Raw genomic sequence first — 17,771 nt, 5'->3', positions numbered from 1 at the left:
GCTACCGCCTAATAAATATACTTCCTGACTACATAGTACACATATCTTTTTAGCTATATAATAATAATACAAAATATTATCTGATTAATTTAATGAGTCAATTAGCTGAATGTACGTCAGATTCAACTTTGTATTTACTATACCAATAATACGATATACAGATATTGTAATCCTATACGGATGAAAATGCGATAGATCAAGTGCTGATTTTTTATAAGGTAAATTTATTTATAATATTTCTACTGGTTTCCCTAAACTAACCAAATACGTACCGTCTGGATGGGTGAGACTATAATTAGCCAATCCACTGAAAGACAACTGTGAACCTCCACACCTACAAACTCAATTTATAAACCAAAAATATGAGCAATATATACAGTACGAATGCGATTAGAATTGCTCAGTTGCCGAAGATCGATGTAAGTAACGAGACAATCGTTGATTTATTCGCTCGGCAAGTATTGAAGACCCCGGACAACGTAGCGGTACTAATTGGGGGCAAAAAAATTACCTACCAGGAATTAGATACGAAATCGAATCAACTGGCCAACTATTTAAGAGGGTTGGGGGTGAAGGAAGAGCTGTTTGTGCCTATTTGCATCAACCGCTCTCTGGAGATGATTGTTGGCATACTGGGTATACTGAAAGCAGGAGGAGCCTATGTTCCTATCGACCCCGAGTATCCCAAAGGTCGAATTGACTACATGATTGAGGATACAAATAGCCGTATTGTGCTTACGGATGTCAATTCGACCGATCTATTAAAAAAATGCGAAAAAGAACTTGACATCATCTGTTTAACTACTGATTGGGAGATTATAGCGCAGGAGTCAGAAGAACACCCAAAAAATTCGCTGACGTCAAAAAACTTAGCATATCTAATTTACACGTCCGGTTCGACTGGTCAGCCAAAAGGTGTCATGGTTGAGCACCAGTCAGTCGTCAATGAGATTGGAAGTTACTCGGCAATTTTTAAATTTGATTCTACCGATAAGCAATTAGTACTGGCCAATTACACATTCGATGCTTCGGTGGAACAAATTTTTGTTCCACTCATTAGCGGAGCCTGTGTCGTCCTGATTTCTAAAGAAGACCAATTAGACTCTGACAAGTTAACTACTGTAATTGAGGAAACGGGAATTACTCATTTTCAAACTACTCCTTCTTTTCTTAGACGCATAAAGCCCCGATTCTATTCGTCCCTAAAAAGAATCTGTTCAGGGGGAGAAACGTGTCCGGTTGATCTGGCCGTGCAATGGAGCCAATACGTTGATTTCTTCAACAAGTATGGCCCCACTGAGGCTACCGTGAACGTATGCTACCATTTCTATGATCGGCAGAAACAGTATGCGGGGCAACTGCCCATTGGTATGCCTTTGCCAAATAACAAGTTATACATTCTGGATGCCTGTAGCAACCCAGTTGCAGTAGGCGAAACCGGTGAACTGCACATTGGTGGTGTGCAGGTAGCCAGAGGGTATTTAAACAAACCCGAATTAACAGCGGCTGCGTTTATTGCCAATCCATTTAGTGAAGACGGCGCACGCCTGTACAAGACGGGAGACTTAGCGAAATGGCTGCCAGACGGTAACATAGATTACATAGGCAGAACAGACGATCAGGTAAAGGTTAGAGGGTATCGCATTGAATTGGGTGAGATTGAAAGCACCCTTCGTCAGCATCCGTCGGTTCGTCAGTGTGTGGTAGTGGCCAAAGACGACGAGGCTGGCGACAAGCGGTTAGTTGCTTATGTGGTGCCTGAAACCCAGCTTGACACGGTCGCGGTTAGGCACCATTTGGTGAGTAAGCTGCCTGATTATATGGTTCCGGTTCTAATTGTGCAGTTGCCTGCTTTGCCATTAACCCTCCACGGCAAAATAGATCGGGCATCCCTGCCGGATGTGTCGTCGGAACGACCCGAATTAAGCGTGCTTTATAAAGCCCCTGAAACAAGTACAGAAAAACAAATTGCTACCCTATGGGCCTCGTTATTACAGCTCGATAGAGTAGGCATAAACGATAACTTTTTTGAGTTGGGCGGCAATTCTTTATTGGCCGTGAAAGCTATAGCTACCCTGAAGGAGCGGTATAACTACCGGTTGCCAGTTGCCATTTTATATCAGTATGCCACTGTCAGGGGTGTTGCTCAATTCCTGAACGGCGTAACACAAAATATCCGTCCATCAGCTACCAAACAACCCGTCCCGGACGCGTCTGTTCACGACGTAGCCGTGATTGGTATGGCCGGCCGCTTTCCAGGTGCCAATACGATTGATGAACTTTGGCATGTGCTGAAAGAAGGTAGAGAAACAATTCGGTTTTTTTCAGATCAGGAACTGGATCCAACGATAGCGCAGTCTATAAAAACCGACCTAAACTATGTGAAAGCCCGCGGCATAATCGACAGAGCGGATGAGTTTGATGCGGCTTTCTTTGGTATCAATCCAAGAATGGCAGAGTTAATGGACCCGCAGCAGCGTATATTCTTAGAAATCGCCTGGGAAGCCTTAGAAACGGCGGGTTATACACCCGAAACGTACAAAGGCTCCATCGGTGTTTTTGCCGGTTGTCGATTTAACTCCTACTACCTGAACAACGTTGCTTCGCATCCGGATTTGATTGAAAAAGCGGGCTTCTTACAGGTAATGACCTTTAATGACAAAGATTACATTTCCTCGCGTACGGCTTACACCCTCAATTTAGATGGTCCGGCCGTAACCGTGCAGTCGGCCTGTTCAACGTCTCTACTGGCGATTGCTCAAGCGGTAGAAAGCATTCGGAAAGGTCAGTGTACAATGGCACTCGCCGGGGGCGCAACCGTCACGGCACCCATCAACAGTGGCCATCTATATCAGGAGGGAGCCATGCTGAGTGATGACGGCCATTGCCGCGCATTCGACGCGGATGCCAGGGGAACGGTGTTCAGCGATGGGGCCGGTGCCGTATTACTGAAGAGCAGAAAGCAGGCGGAGCAAGATGGCGACACTATTTACGCCATCATTAAAGGGGTTGGCATAAATAACGATGGAGGCAGCAAAGGCAGTTTCACGGCCCCCAGTTCGGAAGGGCAGGCTGGCTGCGTACGAATGGCCATAGACGACGCGGGCGTAGCAGCGTCGTCTATCTCGTACATTGAAGCGCATGGCACGGCCACCCCATTGGGTGATCCGATAGAAGTAGAAGGATTGAAAAAAGCGTTCGGCGCACAGGACGAAAACCAGTTTTGCGCTTTAGGGTCCATTAAAAGCAATATGGGCCATCTGGTGGCGGCTGCGGGTGTTGCCGGGTTCATAAAAACTGTCCTGAGCTTGTACCACCGGCAGATTCCGCCTTCTTTATTTTACGACAAGCCAAACCCCAATATTGATTTTGACAACAGTCCTTTCTACGTCAACGCCACCTTAAAAGACTGGAATTCAGCCGGTACAAGACGGGCCGGTGTCAGTTCGTTCGGCGTTGGCGGCACCAATGTTCACATTGTACTCGACGAGTATGCCAACAAAGTTCCGGTGCCAACTCCAAAAAAAGGCCGACCAGTCCAGCTTATCACGTGGTCGGCAAAATCAGCGGTTAGCCGCGATGCCTACGCGCAGCAGTTGGCGGCTTATGTGCAGCAGAACGATCAGGCTCAGGCAGCAGACATTGCTTTCACCCTGCAAACAACGCGGGCGGCCTTCAATCATCGTCGGTTTGTACTGGCAGCTACGGGCGGTGAACTGACCGAAAAACTACGCACAGACGACGCTTCGTCAACGCAGGTAAAAACGTTGAAACAAGCCACGGACGAGGTAGTTTTCCTGTTCCCTGGTCAAGGTTCCCAATACCTCAACATGGGCCGTGAACTGTATGAAAGCGAGCCTGTGTACCGGCAGGCCATCGACGAATGTGCCGAACTGCTCAGTGACCACCTGAACGTAGATATCCGCCAGATTATCTACCCGGATGCGCTAAACGGAGCAGCCGAAGAACGCCTGAGAAACACCCACTATACCCAGTCTGCACTGTTTGTTACCGAGTACGCGCTGGCGAAGTTGTGGATGAGCTGGGGCATTGAACCATCGGCGTTTTGTGGACACAGTATCGGTGAGTTTGTAGCCGCTCACTTGGCGGGCGTTTTCACCCTCGCCGATGCGCTAAAGCTGATTGCCGTTCGGGGTCGGTTGGTGAGTGAACTCCCCCGCGGCAGTATGCTTTCGGTGCGGTTAGAGGCCGACAAAATTGGCGCACTCATGCCGGAGCCTTTGTCCATTGCGGCCATCAACAGCCATAAACTATGCGTCGTTGCCGGGCATGACGAAGACATTGCCGCCTTTGCCAGTGTCCTGGACGAGCAGGGAATACCCAATCGGGTCCTACTAACGAGCCATGCGTTTCATTCGGCCATGATGGACCCAATCGTCGGTGATTTTGAGAAGGTCGTCAGAGAAATTCCCTTAAATCAACCGCAAAAACCAATCATATCTTCCGTCAGCGGTACCTGGCTAACAAAGGAACAGGCTACCGATCCAGCCTACTGGGCGAAGCACCTGCGGTTAACGGTACGTTTTGCCGATGCGCTCGACTTCATTTTCGGGTTGAACCAACCCCTTTTACTGGAGGTAGGACCTGGCAATGGTGCAACAACGTTTTCCCGCCAGCAGGCAGGTTCCAGACCGGTAACTGTATTGACCAGTTTAGACAAAAAAGGGGCGCAGACCGAGTACGAATCAATCCTGTACGCCTTAGGTCAAACCTGGCTAAACGGCCTGGAGCCAGACTGGAAGGCGTTTTACGCTACCCAAAATAGAAACAAATTAACGCTGCCAACCTATGCTTTCGACCGAAAGCGCTACTGGGTTGATCCGGCACAACAGCTCCAACAGGTCACCCACACCATGACTACGCTGACAGAACAGGCGTTACCGGTTAGCCAACCAATTGAAATTTATCCGCATTCCGCTATCATGCGAAAAGATGTGCTGCTCGGCAAGGTTAAAGAAGTGCTGGAAGATGCATCGGGCATCGAGATGGCAACCATAACGCCTGACATGAGTTTTCTGGAGATAGGACTCGATTCACTACTGCTCACCCAGGTATCGTTGACGCTCAAAAAAGAATTTAACGTTGCCATTACGTTTCGACAACTGAATGAAGAATACGCTACGCTGAATACGCTGGTTGATTATCTTGATCGGGCCTTACCTGCCGACGCTTACCAACCCGCGCCAATGCCTCAGCCAACGGTTCAGCCGATTGCTTCGCCGACACCTCCTGTGTCGATCCAGGCCAGCAACGGGGCCGCGCCAACCCAGAGTCTTACAGTGCTGGACCTGATGGCGCAGCAACTGCAAATCCTGTCGCAGCAGGTCGCCCTGATGCAGCAGGGCGGCCCGTCTCCCGTTTCCCCAACGACGACGATACCTCCGGCACCGCCAACGCCCGCGCCTGTCCTGAATGGTCACAGCAAGCTTACACCTTCAACACCAGCGGAGCTAAGCCCGGAAGAAGCCGCCGAAATCAGGAAGCCGTTTGGCGCAGGTGCCCGCATTGAGCGGCAAGCAACCGAACTCACCCCGCAGCAAGAGGAATTTATAGCGCAGCTTACGCAACGGTACACCCTCAAAACGGGAGGCAGCAAAGCCTACACACAGAAACACCGGTCCTACATGGCTGATCCACGAGCCGTTACGGGCTTCCGGCCGCTAACCAAAGAAATCGTTTACCCAATTGTCGTCGACCGGTCTAAAGGCAGTCGGTTGTGGGACATTGACGGAAACGAGTACATTGATATTCTGAGCGGGTTCGGCTCGAATATGCTGGGATATCAGCCCCAGTTTATCGTTGATGCACTGGTCCGGCAGGCGACGAATGGGTATGAAATCGGGCCGCAGCACGTCCTGGCCGGGGAGGTCTGCAAATTGCTCTGCGAGTTTACGGGATTTGACCGGGCCGCGCTGTGCAGTACGGGTTCGGAAGCGGTGCTGGGTGCAATGCGAATTGCCCGGACCGTAACCAACCGATCCCTCATTGTGGCTTTTACGGGTTCGTACCACGGCATCAACGACGAGGTCATCATTCGGGGCAGCAAAAAGCTGAAATCGTTTCCGGCCGCGCCGGGGATCATGCCCGAAGCGGTGCAGAACATGCTGATTCTGGACTACGGCACCGACGAAAGCCTGCGTATCATTCGCGAACGGGCGCATGAACTGGCGGCCGTATTGGTGGAGCCGGTCCAAAGCCGTCGGCCCGAATTCCGGCCGGTCGAGTTTATGAAGCAGCTCAGGACCATTACGGCGGCCTCGGGCACGACTCTGATCTTCGATGAGATGATTACGGGGTTTCGCCTGCATCCCGGCGGGGCGCAGGCCCTGTTTGGCATCAAGGCTGACTTAGCCACCTACGGCAAGGTTATCGCGGCTGGCATTCCCATCGGCGTCATCGCCGGTGACAAAAAATACATGGATGCGCTCGACGGCGGTTCGTGGCAGTACGGCGACGATTCGTTTCCCGAAGCGGGCGTCACCTACTTTGCAGGCACCTTCGTCCGGCATCCGCTGGCGCTGGCCACCGCCAGGGCATCGCTGACGTATATGAAGGAAAGAGGACCGGCGCTGCAGCAGGGTCTCAATGTCAAAGGAGACCGGGTGGCCAACGCGCTCAATGCTGAATTTGAGCGGCTTCAGTTGCCGATGTACGTGGCTCAGTTCGGGTCGGTCTGGAAGATTAAGTATAAGGAAGATATCCCGTACAGCGAACTGCTCTTCACGATGATGCGCGAGAAAGGCGTTCACGTGTGGGACGGTTTTGCCTGTTACATCACCGAAGCGCACACGGACGCCGAACTGGACCGGGTAATCAGCCTCTTTGTCGAGAGCACCCATCAGATGATGGCGGCTGGTTTTTTCAAACCGGCCTCAGCCCTCAGTGCTGGTCAGGAGCCAGCGTCCGGTGCGACCCGTGCCTTCCCGGCCGTCAGCGAACCGCCCGTACCCGGCGCGAAGCTGGGCCGGGACCGTGACGATAATCCAGGCTGGTTTATGCCCAGCCCGGACCCATCGGGCCGGTTCCTGCGCGTGGAGACAGGCGACGTTATTCGGAGCGAAGCGTACTTCACCGTCGTTGACTACAACCCGTTTACGGGTCCCGAAATCAGCCATTTGGCACCGACAACCGAACCGCAGTTAGAGATATGGGCGGCCTGCCGATTGGGGGGCGACGATGCCAACCGATCCTACAACGAATCAAATTCGCTCCACTTTCGGGGACGGCTCGACCGAGTGGCGATGGAGCGGGCGGTGCAGGCCCTTTTCCAGCGGCACGAAGCGCTGCGGTCCGTTTTCAGCGGGAACGGTGAGCAGATCTGCTTCTTAGCCCGGCCGACAAACGGACTCCTCTACCGGGATTTTTCCGGTGAGACTACTATCGACGGCGAACAGTTAGTCCGTGACTACGTCGCGCAGGAGATGCAACACGTATTCGATTTAGCCAACGGTCCCCTGCTCCGGGCCAGTTTGCTCAAACTGTCGGACGACGAACATTACCTTGTCTTAACGGGCCATCACATCATCACCGATGGCTGGTCAACGCACGTCATCCTGCAGGATTTGGGCAAACTGTACTCCGCTTATTTTCAGGGTAGCCCGGTTGACCTACCACCGGCTCCGTCCTACGCGCAGCACGCGATTGAACAGGCTCAGTTTGTGAAGAGCAAAACCTACGAGCCGGTTGAAAAATTCTGGCTTAACCAGTACGCGGGCAACATACCCCTTGTCAACTTACCGACAGACCGGCCCCGCCCGGCTTCGCGTACCTACCAGGGGCATCGCATCGACTATGCAGTAGACGCCGAACTGGTAGCGGCCATTAAGCAGATGGGCGTGGGAGCGGGCACCAGCTTCGTGACGACGCTGATGGCGGGCTTCGAGGTGTTCCTCCACCGGGTGACCGGCCAACAGGAATTAGTGCTGGGCTTACCAGCCGCCGGGCAATCGTTTACGGGTAACACCCGCATGGTCGGTCACTTCGTCAATATGCTGCCCCTGCGCAGCCATGTAAAGCCCGACGAGCGGTTCGTGGATTACCTGAAGCAGCGCAAAACGGCGATGTTCGACGCCTACGAACAGCAGCAGATCACGTTCGGCAGTTTGCTGAAGAAGCTAAACCTGACCCGCGACCCATCGAGGATACCCTTAGTGCCGGTGATCTTTAACATCGACATGGGTAAGGCGGTTGGCGTTAATTACGCCGGGCTTACGTACCAAATCACCAGTAATCCGCGCGCGTACGAAAACTTCGAACTGTTCCTCAACGTCACCGATGCGGAGTCAGTTCTGACGCTGGAGTGGTCCTATAACACGCATCTGTTCAAGGCAGCTACCATCGACCGCCTGATGCGCGAGTTTGAGCAGTTGCTCAGGGCGTTGGTCGCTGATCCGTCCGTTCGCATCGGCGCGGTGCCCACCTTATACGATTCTGAGCGGCTGGCCCAACTGGCGCGGTGGAACCAGACCGAAGCCGATTATCCCCGCAACATAGCGCTGACCCAGTTAATTTCCCAAACCGCAGCACAGTATCCGGCTAAAACGGCCATTACGTGCAACGGGCAGGCACTGAGCTACCAGGCTATGGACGAACGGGCAAATCAACTGGCCCATTACCTCGTGCAACAGGGCATCCGCGTCGGCGATTTAGTCGGCGTCGCGCTGGACCGGTCGCCCGATATGCTGGTTACGCTGCTCGCCGTTATGAAAGCCGGGGCGGCTTATATTCCCCTCGACCCCGCCTACCCGCAGGACCGCATCCAGTTCATGCTGACCGATTCACAGGCTAAACTGCTCATCACGTCCGAAAAGCACAGCCGTCGATTAGCCAGCGCGACGGCACAGGTATTGCTTGAAAGCGCACTGGCCGAGTCGGCTCAGTACCCGAAAACAAAGCCCGATGTTGCGGTTTCGGGCAACACATTGGCCTACGTCCTGTACACGTCCGGTTCGACCGGTAAGCCCAAGGGTGTACTGATTACGCACCGCAACATCGTCAACCTGTTGTGGAGCATGCAGACCTGGCCGGGTATCGGCCAGGACGACGTCCTGCTGGCCGTCACTACGATTTCGTTTGACATTGCGGGGCTGGAACTGTACCTGTCCCTAACTGCGGGCGCTACTGTGGCTCTGGCCGATGCCGAAACCGCAAAGGACGGGCGGGCGTTGGTCCAAATCATCCGGGAGCAACCCATTACGTTGATGCAGGCAACGCCAGCGACGTATAAAATGATGCTCGACGCGGGCTGGGAACCAACGACCACCCCCGGTGGGTCGGCGCTCAACATTCTGTGCTGTGGAGAGCCAATGTCGATGGATTTAGCCCATAAACTACTTCCCCGCTGCCGCACCCTCTGGAATATGTACGGCCCAACGGAAACGACAATCTATTCGACGGGCAAGCAGATTCTGGCCAGTGATCCGGTTATTACCATTGGCCGTCCGATCCAAAATACCCAGGTTTACGTGCTGGACCCGTCGTTGCGGCCAGTCGCCGAAGGTATGGATGGCGAAATCTACCTCGCGGGAGATGGGGTTGCGCAGGGCTACCTCAACCGGGCGGAACTGACCGCCGAACGCTTTGTCGACAACCCGTTTGGCGGGGGGAAAATGTACCGGACGGGCGATCTCGGCCGGTTCGTGAACGACGGGGAAATTCAGTGTCTGGGCCGCATCGACAACCAGGTGAAACTGCGCGGTTACCGCATTGAACTGGGCGAAATCGAGAACACCCTCAATACGTTCGAGGACGTGAAGGAAGCCGTAGTGATGGCACGTGAGGATAATTCGGGCGACCAGCGCCTGGTGGCTTATGTCGTGCCGGAGTCAGCGACCAACAGCTCCGATAAAATGCTTAGCTGGCATGACCAGTGGGACCGAATCTACCGCACAGGTGAAGGAATCACCGCGCAGGTTAGCGGCCGGGATGTGTTTCAATTTGAAGTTAAGGAATGGGAAGGGCAGGCGGTGAAACGCGTGCAGGCGCTCAACCCCAAACGCATTATGGAACTCGGCTGCGGGGCTGGTCAGATGCTGTTTCCTTTAGCGCCCGAGGTCGATCAGTACATCGGCACCGACTACGCCGAGTCGGCCATTGATACCATCCGGCAGAAGATGGCCGTTCAGCCGGAACGCTGGCAGCACGTGTCTGTTGCCACAGCCCCGGCGAGTGATTTCTCCTTAGTGAAAGAGCCATTAGACCTGGTTCTCATGCACAGCGTGGCGCAGTACTTTCCGGATGTGGATTACCTGCTGCGCGTCATTGAAAAGGCCACTACGGTTGTGGCCAAAGGTGGCTGTATTTTCATCGGCGACATGCAGACGAAAAGTACGCTGAACATGCTCCACACGGCGGATCAGATTTCACATTCGGCTCCGGACGTGACCCTCCGAAAATTTAGGCAAATAATCGACAGGCGAATTTTCCTCGAAGACGAGATGATGGCCGATACGGCTTTCTTTTACCGGCTTCCTGAACTGATACCGGCCATTAAAGGCGTTGACGTTCAACTCCGCGAAGGGCAGTACAGCAACGAAGCAACCAAGTATCACTATGACGTTTGGCTTTACGTCGGCGAAGCGCCCCAGGTTGTTGACGTAGACCAGACAATTTATTGGAATCCGGACTACGGGATGAATGACCTGGAAGCGGAATTACGGGCAAACGCAGACCGGGTGGTTGAGCTGAAGGCGGTGGCTAACCGGAGAACCGCGTCGGACTACGCCCTGTTTCAGACAATTGAATACCTCGACGAAAATCTATCGCTGTCCGAGATGAAGCAGCGAATCCAGCCCGTTGTCGAAGGTGTCGATCCGGACGTTTTCCGAACGGTTGGCGAAACGCTTGGCTTCAAAACGCATGTGCGGTGGGCCAACGACGGAGCCGATCAGCGCTTTGATGTCATTTTCATTCCCATCCAACTTAAAAATGCTATTCCTGCCGCGCCCGCATTCCCTGACCTAAACTACGCGTCTGCAACGGATTACGTCAGGAATCCATTCAAAGCCGATCAGGTCGTTTCTACGGAACAGATTCAGGCGTGGAAACAACGGGCCTTACTCTCTCTGCCGGACTATATGGTGCCCAGCCAGTTCGTTGTCCTGACGAAGCTGCCCCTGACGCCGAACGGCAAAATTGACCGGAAGGCGCTGCCCGCCCCCGGTTCGGAAAAGACAGCGCGTAAAGATGAGTACGTGGGTCCCCGCAACGAGCTGGAAAAATTAGTGACGGCGGTTTGGTGCGACCTTCTGAAATTAGAGCGAATCAGCGTATTCGATAATTTCTTTGAACTGGGCGGGCACTCGCTGATCGCCCTTCATATCATGGTCCGTCTGGAGAAAGAGAGTGGCAGACGGTTACCGTTGGCGGCTTTGCTTGAACATTCGACCATTGAGAAGTTAGCTCTGTTACTTCAAACAGACAGTGATTCGGTGAACTGGGATTCCTTAGTTCCCATAAAGCCGGAAGGCACTAAAATTCCGCTGTACATAGTGCATGGAGCGGGTTTGAACGTATTGCTGTTCAATGCGTTAACGGCTCACTTAGATCCCGAACAACCTGTTTTTGGTTTGCAGGCAAAAGGGTTAAACGGTGTAGATGAGCCATTGACCAGTATTGAGGAGATTGCAGCTCATTACATCGATTGCATTATGCGACAAAACCCCAACGGCCCTTATGCTTTAGGGGGCTACTCGTTTGGCGGAATTATAGCCTATGAAATGAGCAAACAACTATTGAACAGGGGCAAAGAAGTAAAGTTGCTGGCTCTCTTTGACACGCATGCTGATCAGTCGGATTATTTTGATCCCTGGCTATCTAAGCAATGGAATAATATGTTACTCGGCGTAAAAAAGTACTCGTATACGTTCGTGTTGTTGAAGAAAGATTTTCGGGGAACAATCAACTACAAGAAAAATTCGGTAAAGCGCAGAATAACTGGCTTATACAGCAAGGTGAAATATGGAGAGGATTTCTCTAAAGTGCACCGGGGCAACAATTATAAAGTTTATGAAGCCAACAGTATCGCTGCCCGTAAGTACCGGTTGTCTCCTCATGAAATAACCATTGACTTATTCCGCGCCAAACAACGCATGTATTACTGGGAAGACTTTGAGTATCTGGGCTGGAAACCGTTTGCTCTGAAGGGAATTAACGTTCACGAAGTGCCGGGAGACCATGCTAATTTATTTTATCCGCCAAACGACAAAGACGTTGCCCGTGTTCTGCAGAACGTTTTGAATGGCCTATGATATAACACCTACGCAATTGTAGGTTGTTTCTTACCGATGAACACGTTCAACGAGCTTACTCATATACTGACGGCATATGAGTAAGCTCGTTGAACGTGTTCATTGGTAGGGCCTGCCACCATTGATCAAAGCACACAGACTTGTGAAGAATGAACTGTTTACACTGGTCAACAGGCTACAGGGAAGAAATCGGTCAATCACACACTGGTGAGTGTGCATAGCCTGCTTCCAAGGGACACATCAAATATATCGGTTTGATTCTAAATTTTACCTTTCAAACTCGATTTTACAATTTTTTTCAGTTTATTTGTTTAAAATTCTTATCGAAAGATAATTTTTTTAAACGTTTTGTGCATTAATTTTTATTTTTTTAAACTTAAGCTTTATCCCTCTTAATGTATGCTTTATCGTCTCCTGTTACTCACCTTACTCACTCAGTTCACTTATGGACGGATGGCCCTTGCCCAAATCGCCATCTTCAATGCCACCAATTCAGCCTTACCTAATCAAGCTGTTAGCCTACAGGGCAACTTTGGCGCTAACGTCAGGGCGTTCATGCTGGCGGGTTCGTCTACCTCCCCAACTCCGTTAGCCGTCCTGGCTCAGAGCGCTGATCATGTTTCCGTCAAGATACCTTCTAACGTTACCCATGATCTCTACCAGATCTGGGTTGAGGATCAGGGCCAGCGAAGCAACACGGTCTTTGTTAACCAGGCCTTAGCCATGCACCCCGACTCCCCCCTGATTAGTCCGGGGGGACCCCTGCGCATCTTCGGCCGTAACCTTAAACTGACTGCGGGTACACCTCAGATTCGTTTAGTAGCCCAAAACGGTGGCCCCACCCTGGAGGTCGGCGTCGACCTCAACCAGAGCGATGCCTACAAGCTCAGCCTGACGATGCCAACGAACCTCCAGCCCGGCGTGACTTATGACCTGCAGGTCAACAACGGCCAGGGTGGCCCGGCTGGCCAGACCCGGATGCCCCAGACCCTGACGGCGGTGGCCGCTGGTCAGGATTACTTCCAACTGGGAGTGGGCTGGGCGGCTAAGCTCGACTTTTACCGGAACGTTTATAACGTAAAGACCGATTCCCGTCTGAGCAAGAAGGCTATTGGTGATGGCAACGCTAACGATCAGCCCGCAATTCAGGAGGCCATTAATCGGGCCCATGCCGACGGGGGGGGCATTGTCTACCTGCCAGCGGGTACTTACTCGCTCTACGAACAGTATTTTGAATTCATTCAAATGCGTAACCGGGTAGTTGTCCAGGGTGCGGGCAAAGATCAGACCATCCTCAAGTTTGGCTACCGGCTCAACGTTGACCACGTGGGCGTTCATTTTCCAACCGCCACTAACCTGTCAGGTTTGGCGGACCTGTCCTTACTCAATATAGACAACACCGGTAGCGCGTCGATGGGCAACCTGCGGGGCGGCCGGGTTAGTGAGGTTTTCTTCCAGCGCATCCGCTTCGACCTGAACCGGGGGGACTGGATGGACCTGGCAAACTCGGATAAGTTGGTGATCGCCAACTCCGACTTCACCCAGGGAGTAAGTGAGAAAAGCAATTACCGGGGGCCGATCAACCTAACCGCCTGCACCAACTTTGTCATTGCCCGCAACTCGTTTACGTTTGCCGTCCACGGGTTAGATGTGAATTACGCCCGCGAAGGTGTGTTTGAAAACAACCGGGTTTACCGCGATGGCTCGGCCCGCTATCCCGGCAATCTGATCAACCACGTGCTGATCCTCAACTTCACCCAGAACATTGCCGTGCTCAACAACCTGTTCAAGGTTATAAACGGCCCCACTCGAAACAACAATGATGGGGAAACAATCTTCGCCGAAGGGGGTGGTAATAGTTCGGACCGCGTCGATGAAGATGCAGGAACCGTTAGCGGTGCTACGGCCACCACCCTGCAGGACAACAGTAAAAACTGGGGTAATCTTCGTCATCGGCCGGTGGTCGCCATCGTTAGCGGGAAGGGCATGGGTCAGTGGCGCAGCATCGTCAGTCGCAACGGCAACACGCTGAATCTGGACCGGGCCTGGGATGTGGTACCGGAGCGGGGCTGCAACTATGCCATTTTCAACTGGGGTGCCCGCAACTGGCTGGTGCAGGGTAACACCCTGGAAGGTAACGTGCAGGGCATCATGCTGTATCACAATGCAACGACCCAGGTCGCCATTGCCAACAACACGCTGACTAACAGCGGCTCAATTGAGTTAGCCCCAATTCAGCAGGAGTACAACGGTTATCAGCAGTTCACGCCTATGTACAACAACCAGATTGTGGGCAATTCGGTGGCCAATACAGACCGGTCCGGTGAGGTCTTCATTGGTGTACATACGGTACAGCACGGCCAGGAGAGGACGTTTGGCACTTCGGTGATTGGGCTGGACGTGCGCAACAACAGGCTGTCGGCGGGTCGACCCGCCGTACGGGCTGTGATGAATGACTCCTATCATCCGGAAGGCTATTTGAACTACTTAGAGTATCATCAGCGGGGCGTCTATGTCGACGAGCGAATACCAGCCGTGCTGGGCAGCATTTTTGAGAACAACACGGCTACTAACTGCGACAATGGGCTTTATCTCAACTCGGGCTCCTACAACACGGTTGTATGCAACCTGGAGTTGGTTAATACCCCGAACGCAGTTAAGGACACCCCCTTAGACAAAATTGACCATTGGTCGGTGGGAACGGGGTCCTGTAATCCAATGGCACCGTCGAGCCCCAACTCACCTGTTGAATCGGGTGCTATCTACACCATTACCGCCAAGCATAGTAGCAAGGTCCTGGATGTGTATGGCAGTTCCCGAGAAGATGGCGGAAAAATCGTTCAGTGGGGTCCTAACGGCGCGGACAACCAGAAGTGGATATTGACCGACCTGAAAAACGGATACTACGTGATCAAGTCGTCACTGAATGGCAAAGCGCTGGATGTGAGCGGATCCTCGATGAGTGACGGTGCTCAAATTTATCAATGGTCGACTCAGCTTGGCGACAACCAGCAGTTCAAGTTGGTCGATGCGGGTGGTGGTTACTACAACGTGGTCGCCAAACACAGCCAGAAGTACCTGACCATCGAACGGAACTCCCCCAGTGACGGAGCCTACATTCAACAGTGGTCCAACAACGGCGGTGATAATCAGAAGTTCCGCTTCACGAAGCTAATTGCACCATCGGAGACAAGCCAACCCATTGCAGCAAATGTCACCTACACCATTACCGCCAAGCACAGTAGCAAGGCGCTGGATGTGTATGGCAGCTCCCGAGAAGATGGCGGAAAAATCGTTCAGTGGGGTCCTAACGGCGCGGACAACCAGAAGTGGATATTGACCGACCAGAAGAACGGATACTACCTGATCAAGTCGTCACTGAATGGCAAAGCGCTGGATGTAGGCGGATCTTCGATGAGTGACGGTGCTCAGGTTTTTCAATGGTCTATACACCTTGGCGACAACCAGCAGTTCAAGTTAGTCGATGCGGGTGGTGGTTACTACAACGTGGTCGCCAAACATAGCCAGAAGTACCTGACCATCGAACGGAACTCCCCCAGTGACGGAGCGTACCTACAACAGTGGTCGAACAACAACGGGGACAACCAGAAGTTTCGCTTCACCAAGTTAAATGGATCAACTGGCAATCTGCTGGGTGAAGGTGATCTGGCCAGCGTAAGGGTTTATCCCAATCCGGCGTCTGATGTAGTGCGAGTAGAGGGAGTTGCGGGAAGCGAGGTATCCGTTGTGGACATGCTGGGCCGGGTATGCACCATAGTGGTAAGCCGTGAAGATAATTGCCAACTCGACGTATCTGCTTTAGCTTCGGGCTTGTATCTATTGCAGATAAAGAAAGCAGGATCGGTCACTAATCGCAAGTTGGTAGTAACCCATTAGATTTAAACGTTTCCGGCGCTGGCAGGTGATAACCGGATAAAAACAGCTTAGTTTGATCCGTAAATGGTACGGATCAAACTAAGCTGTTTTTATCCGGTTATCACAACTGAGTGGTTTCCGGTGAATTGCAATTTTCCTTGCAACTGAATGTTCTTAGCCATCACAGTCTGACCGGCAGTAATCGTATGACCGAAGTTGATTCTCACGCGTTCATTCGCTAAGGGCATTCGCCCAACTGACCACGTGGACGCATCAGTCCAGTTACCCGACGCGACCGTTTCAATCGAATCCGAGAACAGTGATGTCGTTGGAAAACTACGGTACAATATCGCGTTGGTTGTTGTAGGATCCGTGCCAAACCAGTCGTTGATTATGTCGGAATATACCCGGCGGAAATCAATCTGCATAGGAACGTCTCTATTCGCACCAGTGCCTGATAAAGCAGATAAATCAGGGACAACGCCAATAGCAGGATGGCGGACACTGGAGCCGAATACGAACAGAGGAGCCGCTACACCATGATCAGTACCTTTAGATGCATTGGAGTTAGCCCGTCGGCCAAACTCAGAAAATGTCATGCCAATGACTTTGTCTTCGAGTCCCTGAAGTTTTAGATCCTGCTGAAAACTCGTGATGGCTGCCGACAATTTGCTCAACAAATCAGCGTGTCGGCCTTTGGTTGAGTCAGCATTGTCAACTTGCCCGGCGTGGGTATCGAAACCGTCCATCCTGACAAAGTAGATTTTTGTTTGCATCCCTCCATGAATCAGACGAGCGACAATTTTGAGTTGCTCAGCCAGTTCATTCTTATCGGTCGAGGGCGGATAGGCCCCCAAATTTCTACCGGCACCGGCGGCCCGTTTGATTTCAGCAGCGTACCCTGTGGCCAGTTTTTGCTGCTGACGGACGAACGAAATTAGCGCTCCGCCATTGCAACACGGTAAACCCGTTGGCGATGTGGTCGACGCAGACCCGGTCATCTGGTAAACTGCATTGGGATCGTTAATGGCAACGCCCATGGACTGCTGACTACCCAGCAAAGCAGGCGAAGTCTGAAGGCCAATCTGGATGGCTAACGGATCTTTCATCTGGGGATTAGGGTAATTAGCTGGATAGCCCGGAAAACGAACATCCAGATAACGCCCAATCCAGCCCGTCTGGGCAATTTGGTTGGCACCCAATGCCGTCATCCAAATCTCGGTGGATCGGTCGTGTGACTGGTTCGGATCAGGATACCCTACCGAGTGAATAATGCTCAATTTACCATCGTTGTACAAACCCCTTAAACCAGTCAAGGCAGGGTGTAATCCAACTGTAGAATTACCGATCAAGGGTAATACGCGGTTTTCAGGGATCGCAATGTTACCTCGTAGTGCTGTATAAGCGGATAGCTGGTCAAGCGGAATTACAGTATTAAGTCCATCATTTCCACCGTTTAGCTGAATAATTACGAGTACCCGGTCGCTGAAATTGGTAGCGTCGGGTACGGATTGCAGCCAGGTTAAAGGCTTTCCGCCAGCCCTCAGACTGAAGCCATTGATGGTAAGGGGCAGCAAACAAGTTGAAGCAGCCGTCAGAAAGTCTCTGCGTTTCATAAAGAGTCGA

3 protein-coding genes are annotated in these 17,771 nt (G+C 52.3%); 2 read left to right on the top strand and 1 reads right to left on the bottom strand.

Going from position 1 to position 17,771, the window contains the following annotated elements; genetic code table 11:
• Positions 1-362: 362 nt before the first annotated feature.
• Positions 363-12,269 (top strand): amino acid adenylation domain-containing protein, encoded by an 11,907-nt coding sequence (locus tag ACYVHB_RS10615; RefSeq protein ID WP_461051698.1) that lies wholly within the window; start codon positions 363-365, stop codon positions 12,267-12,269.
• 399 nt (positions 12,270-12,668) lie between these two features.
• Entirely contained in the window at positions 12,669-16,166 is a 3,498-nt protein-coding gene (locus ACYVHB_RS10610) for an RICIN domain-containing protein (RefSeq protein ID WP_461051697.1), read from the top strand.
• Positions 16,167-16,255: 89 nt separating this feature from the next.
• Here ACYVHB_RS10610 and ACYVHB_RS10605 read toward each other — a convergent pair whose 3' ends face one another.
• Entirely contained in the window at positions 16,256-17,761 is a 1,506-nt protein-coding gene (locus ACYVHB_RS10605) for a DUF1501 domain-containing protein (protein WP_461051696.1), read from the bottom strand.
• Between the last annotated feature and the right edge of the window lie 10 nt (positions 17,762-17,771).

The organism is Spirosoma arcticum (genome assembly GCF_054779955.1).
This window is presented reverse-complemented; position numbering and strand designations above follow the sequence as displayed.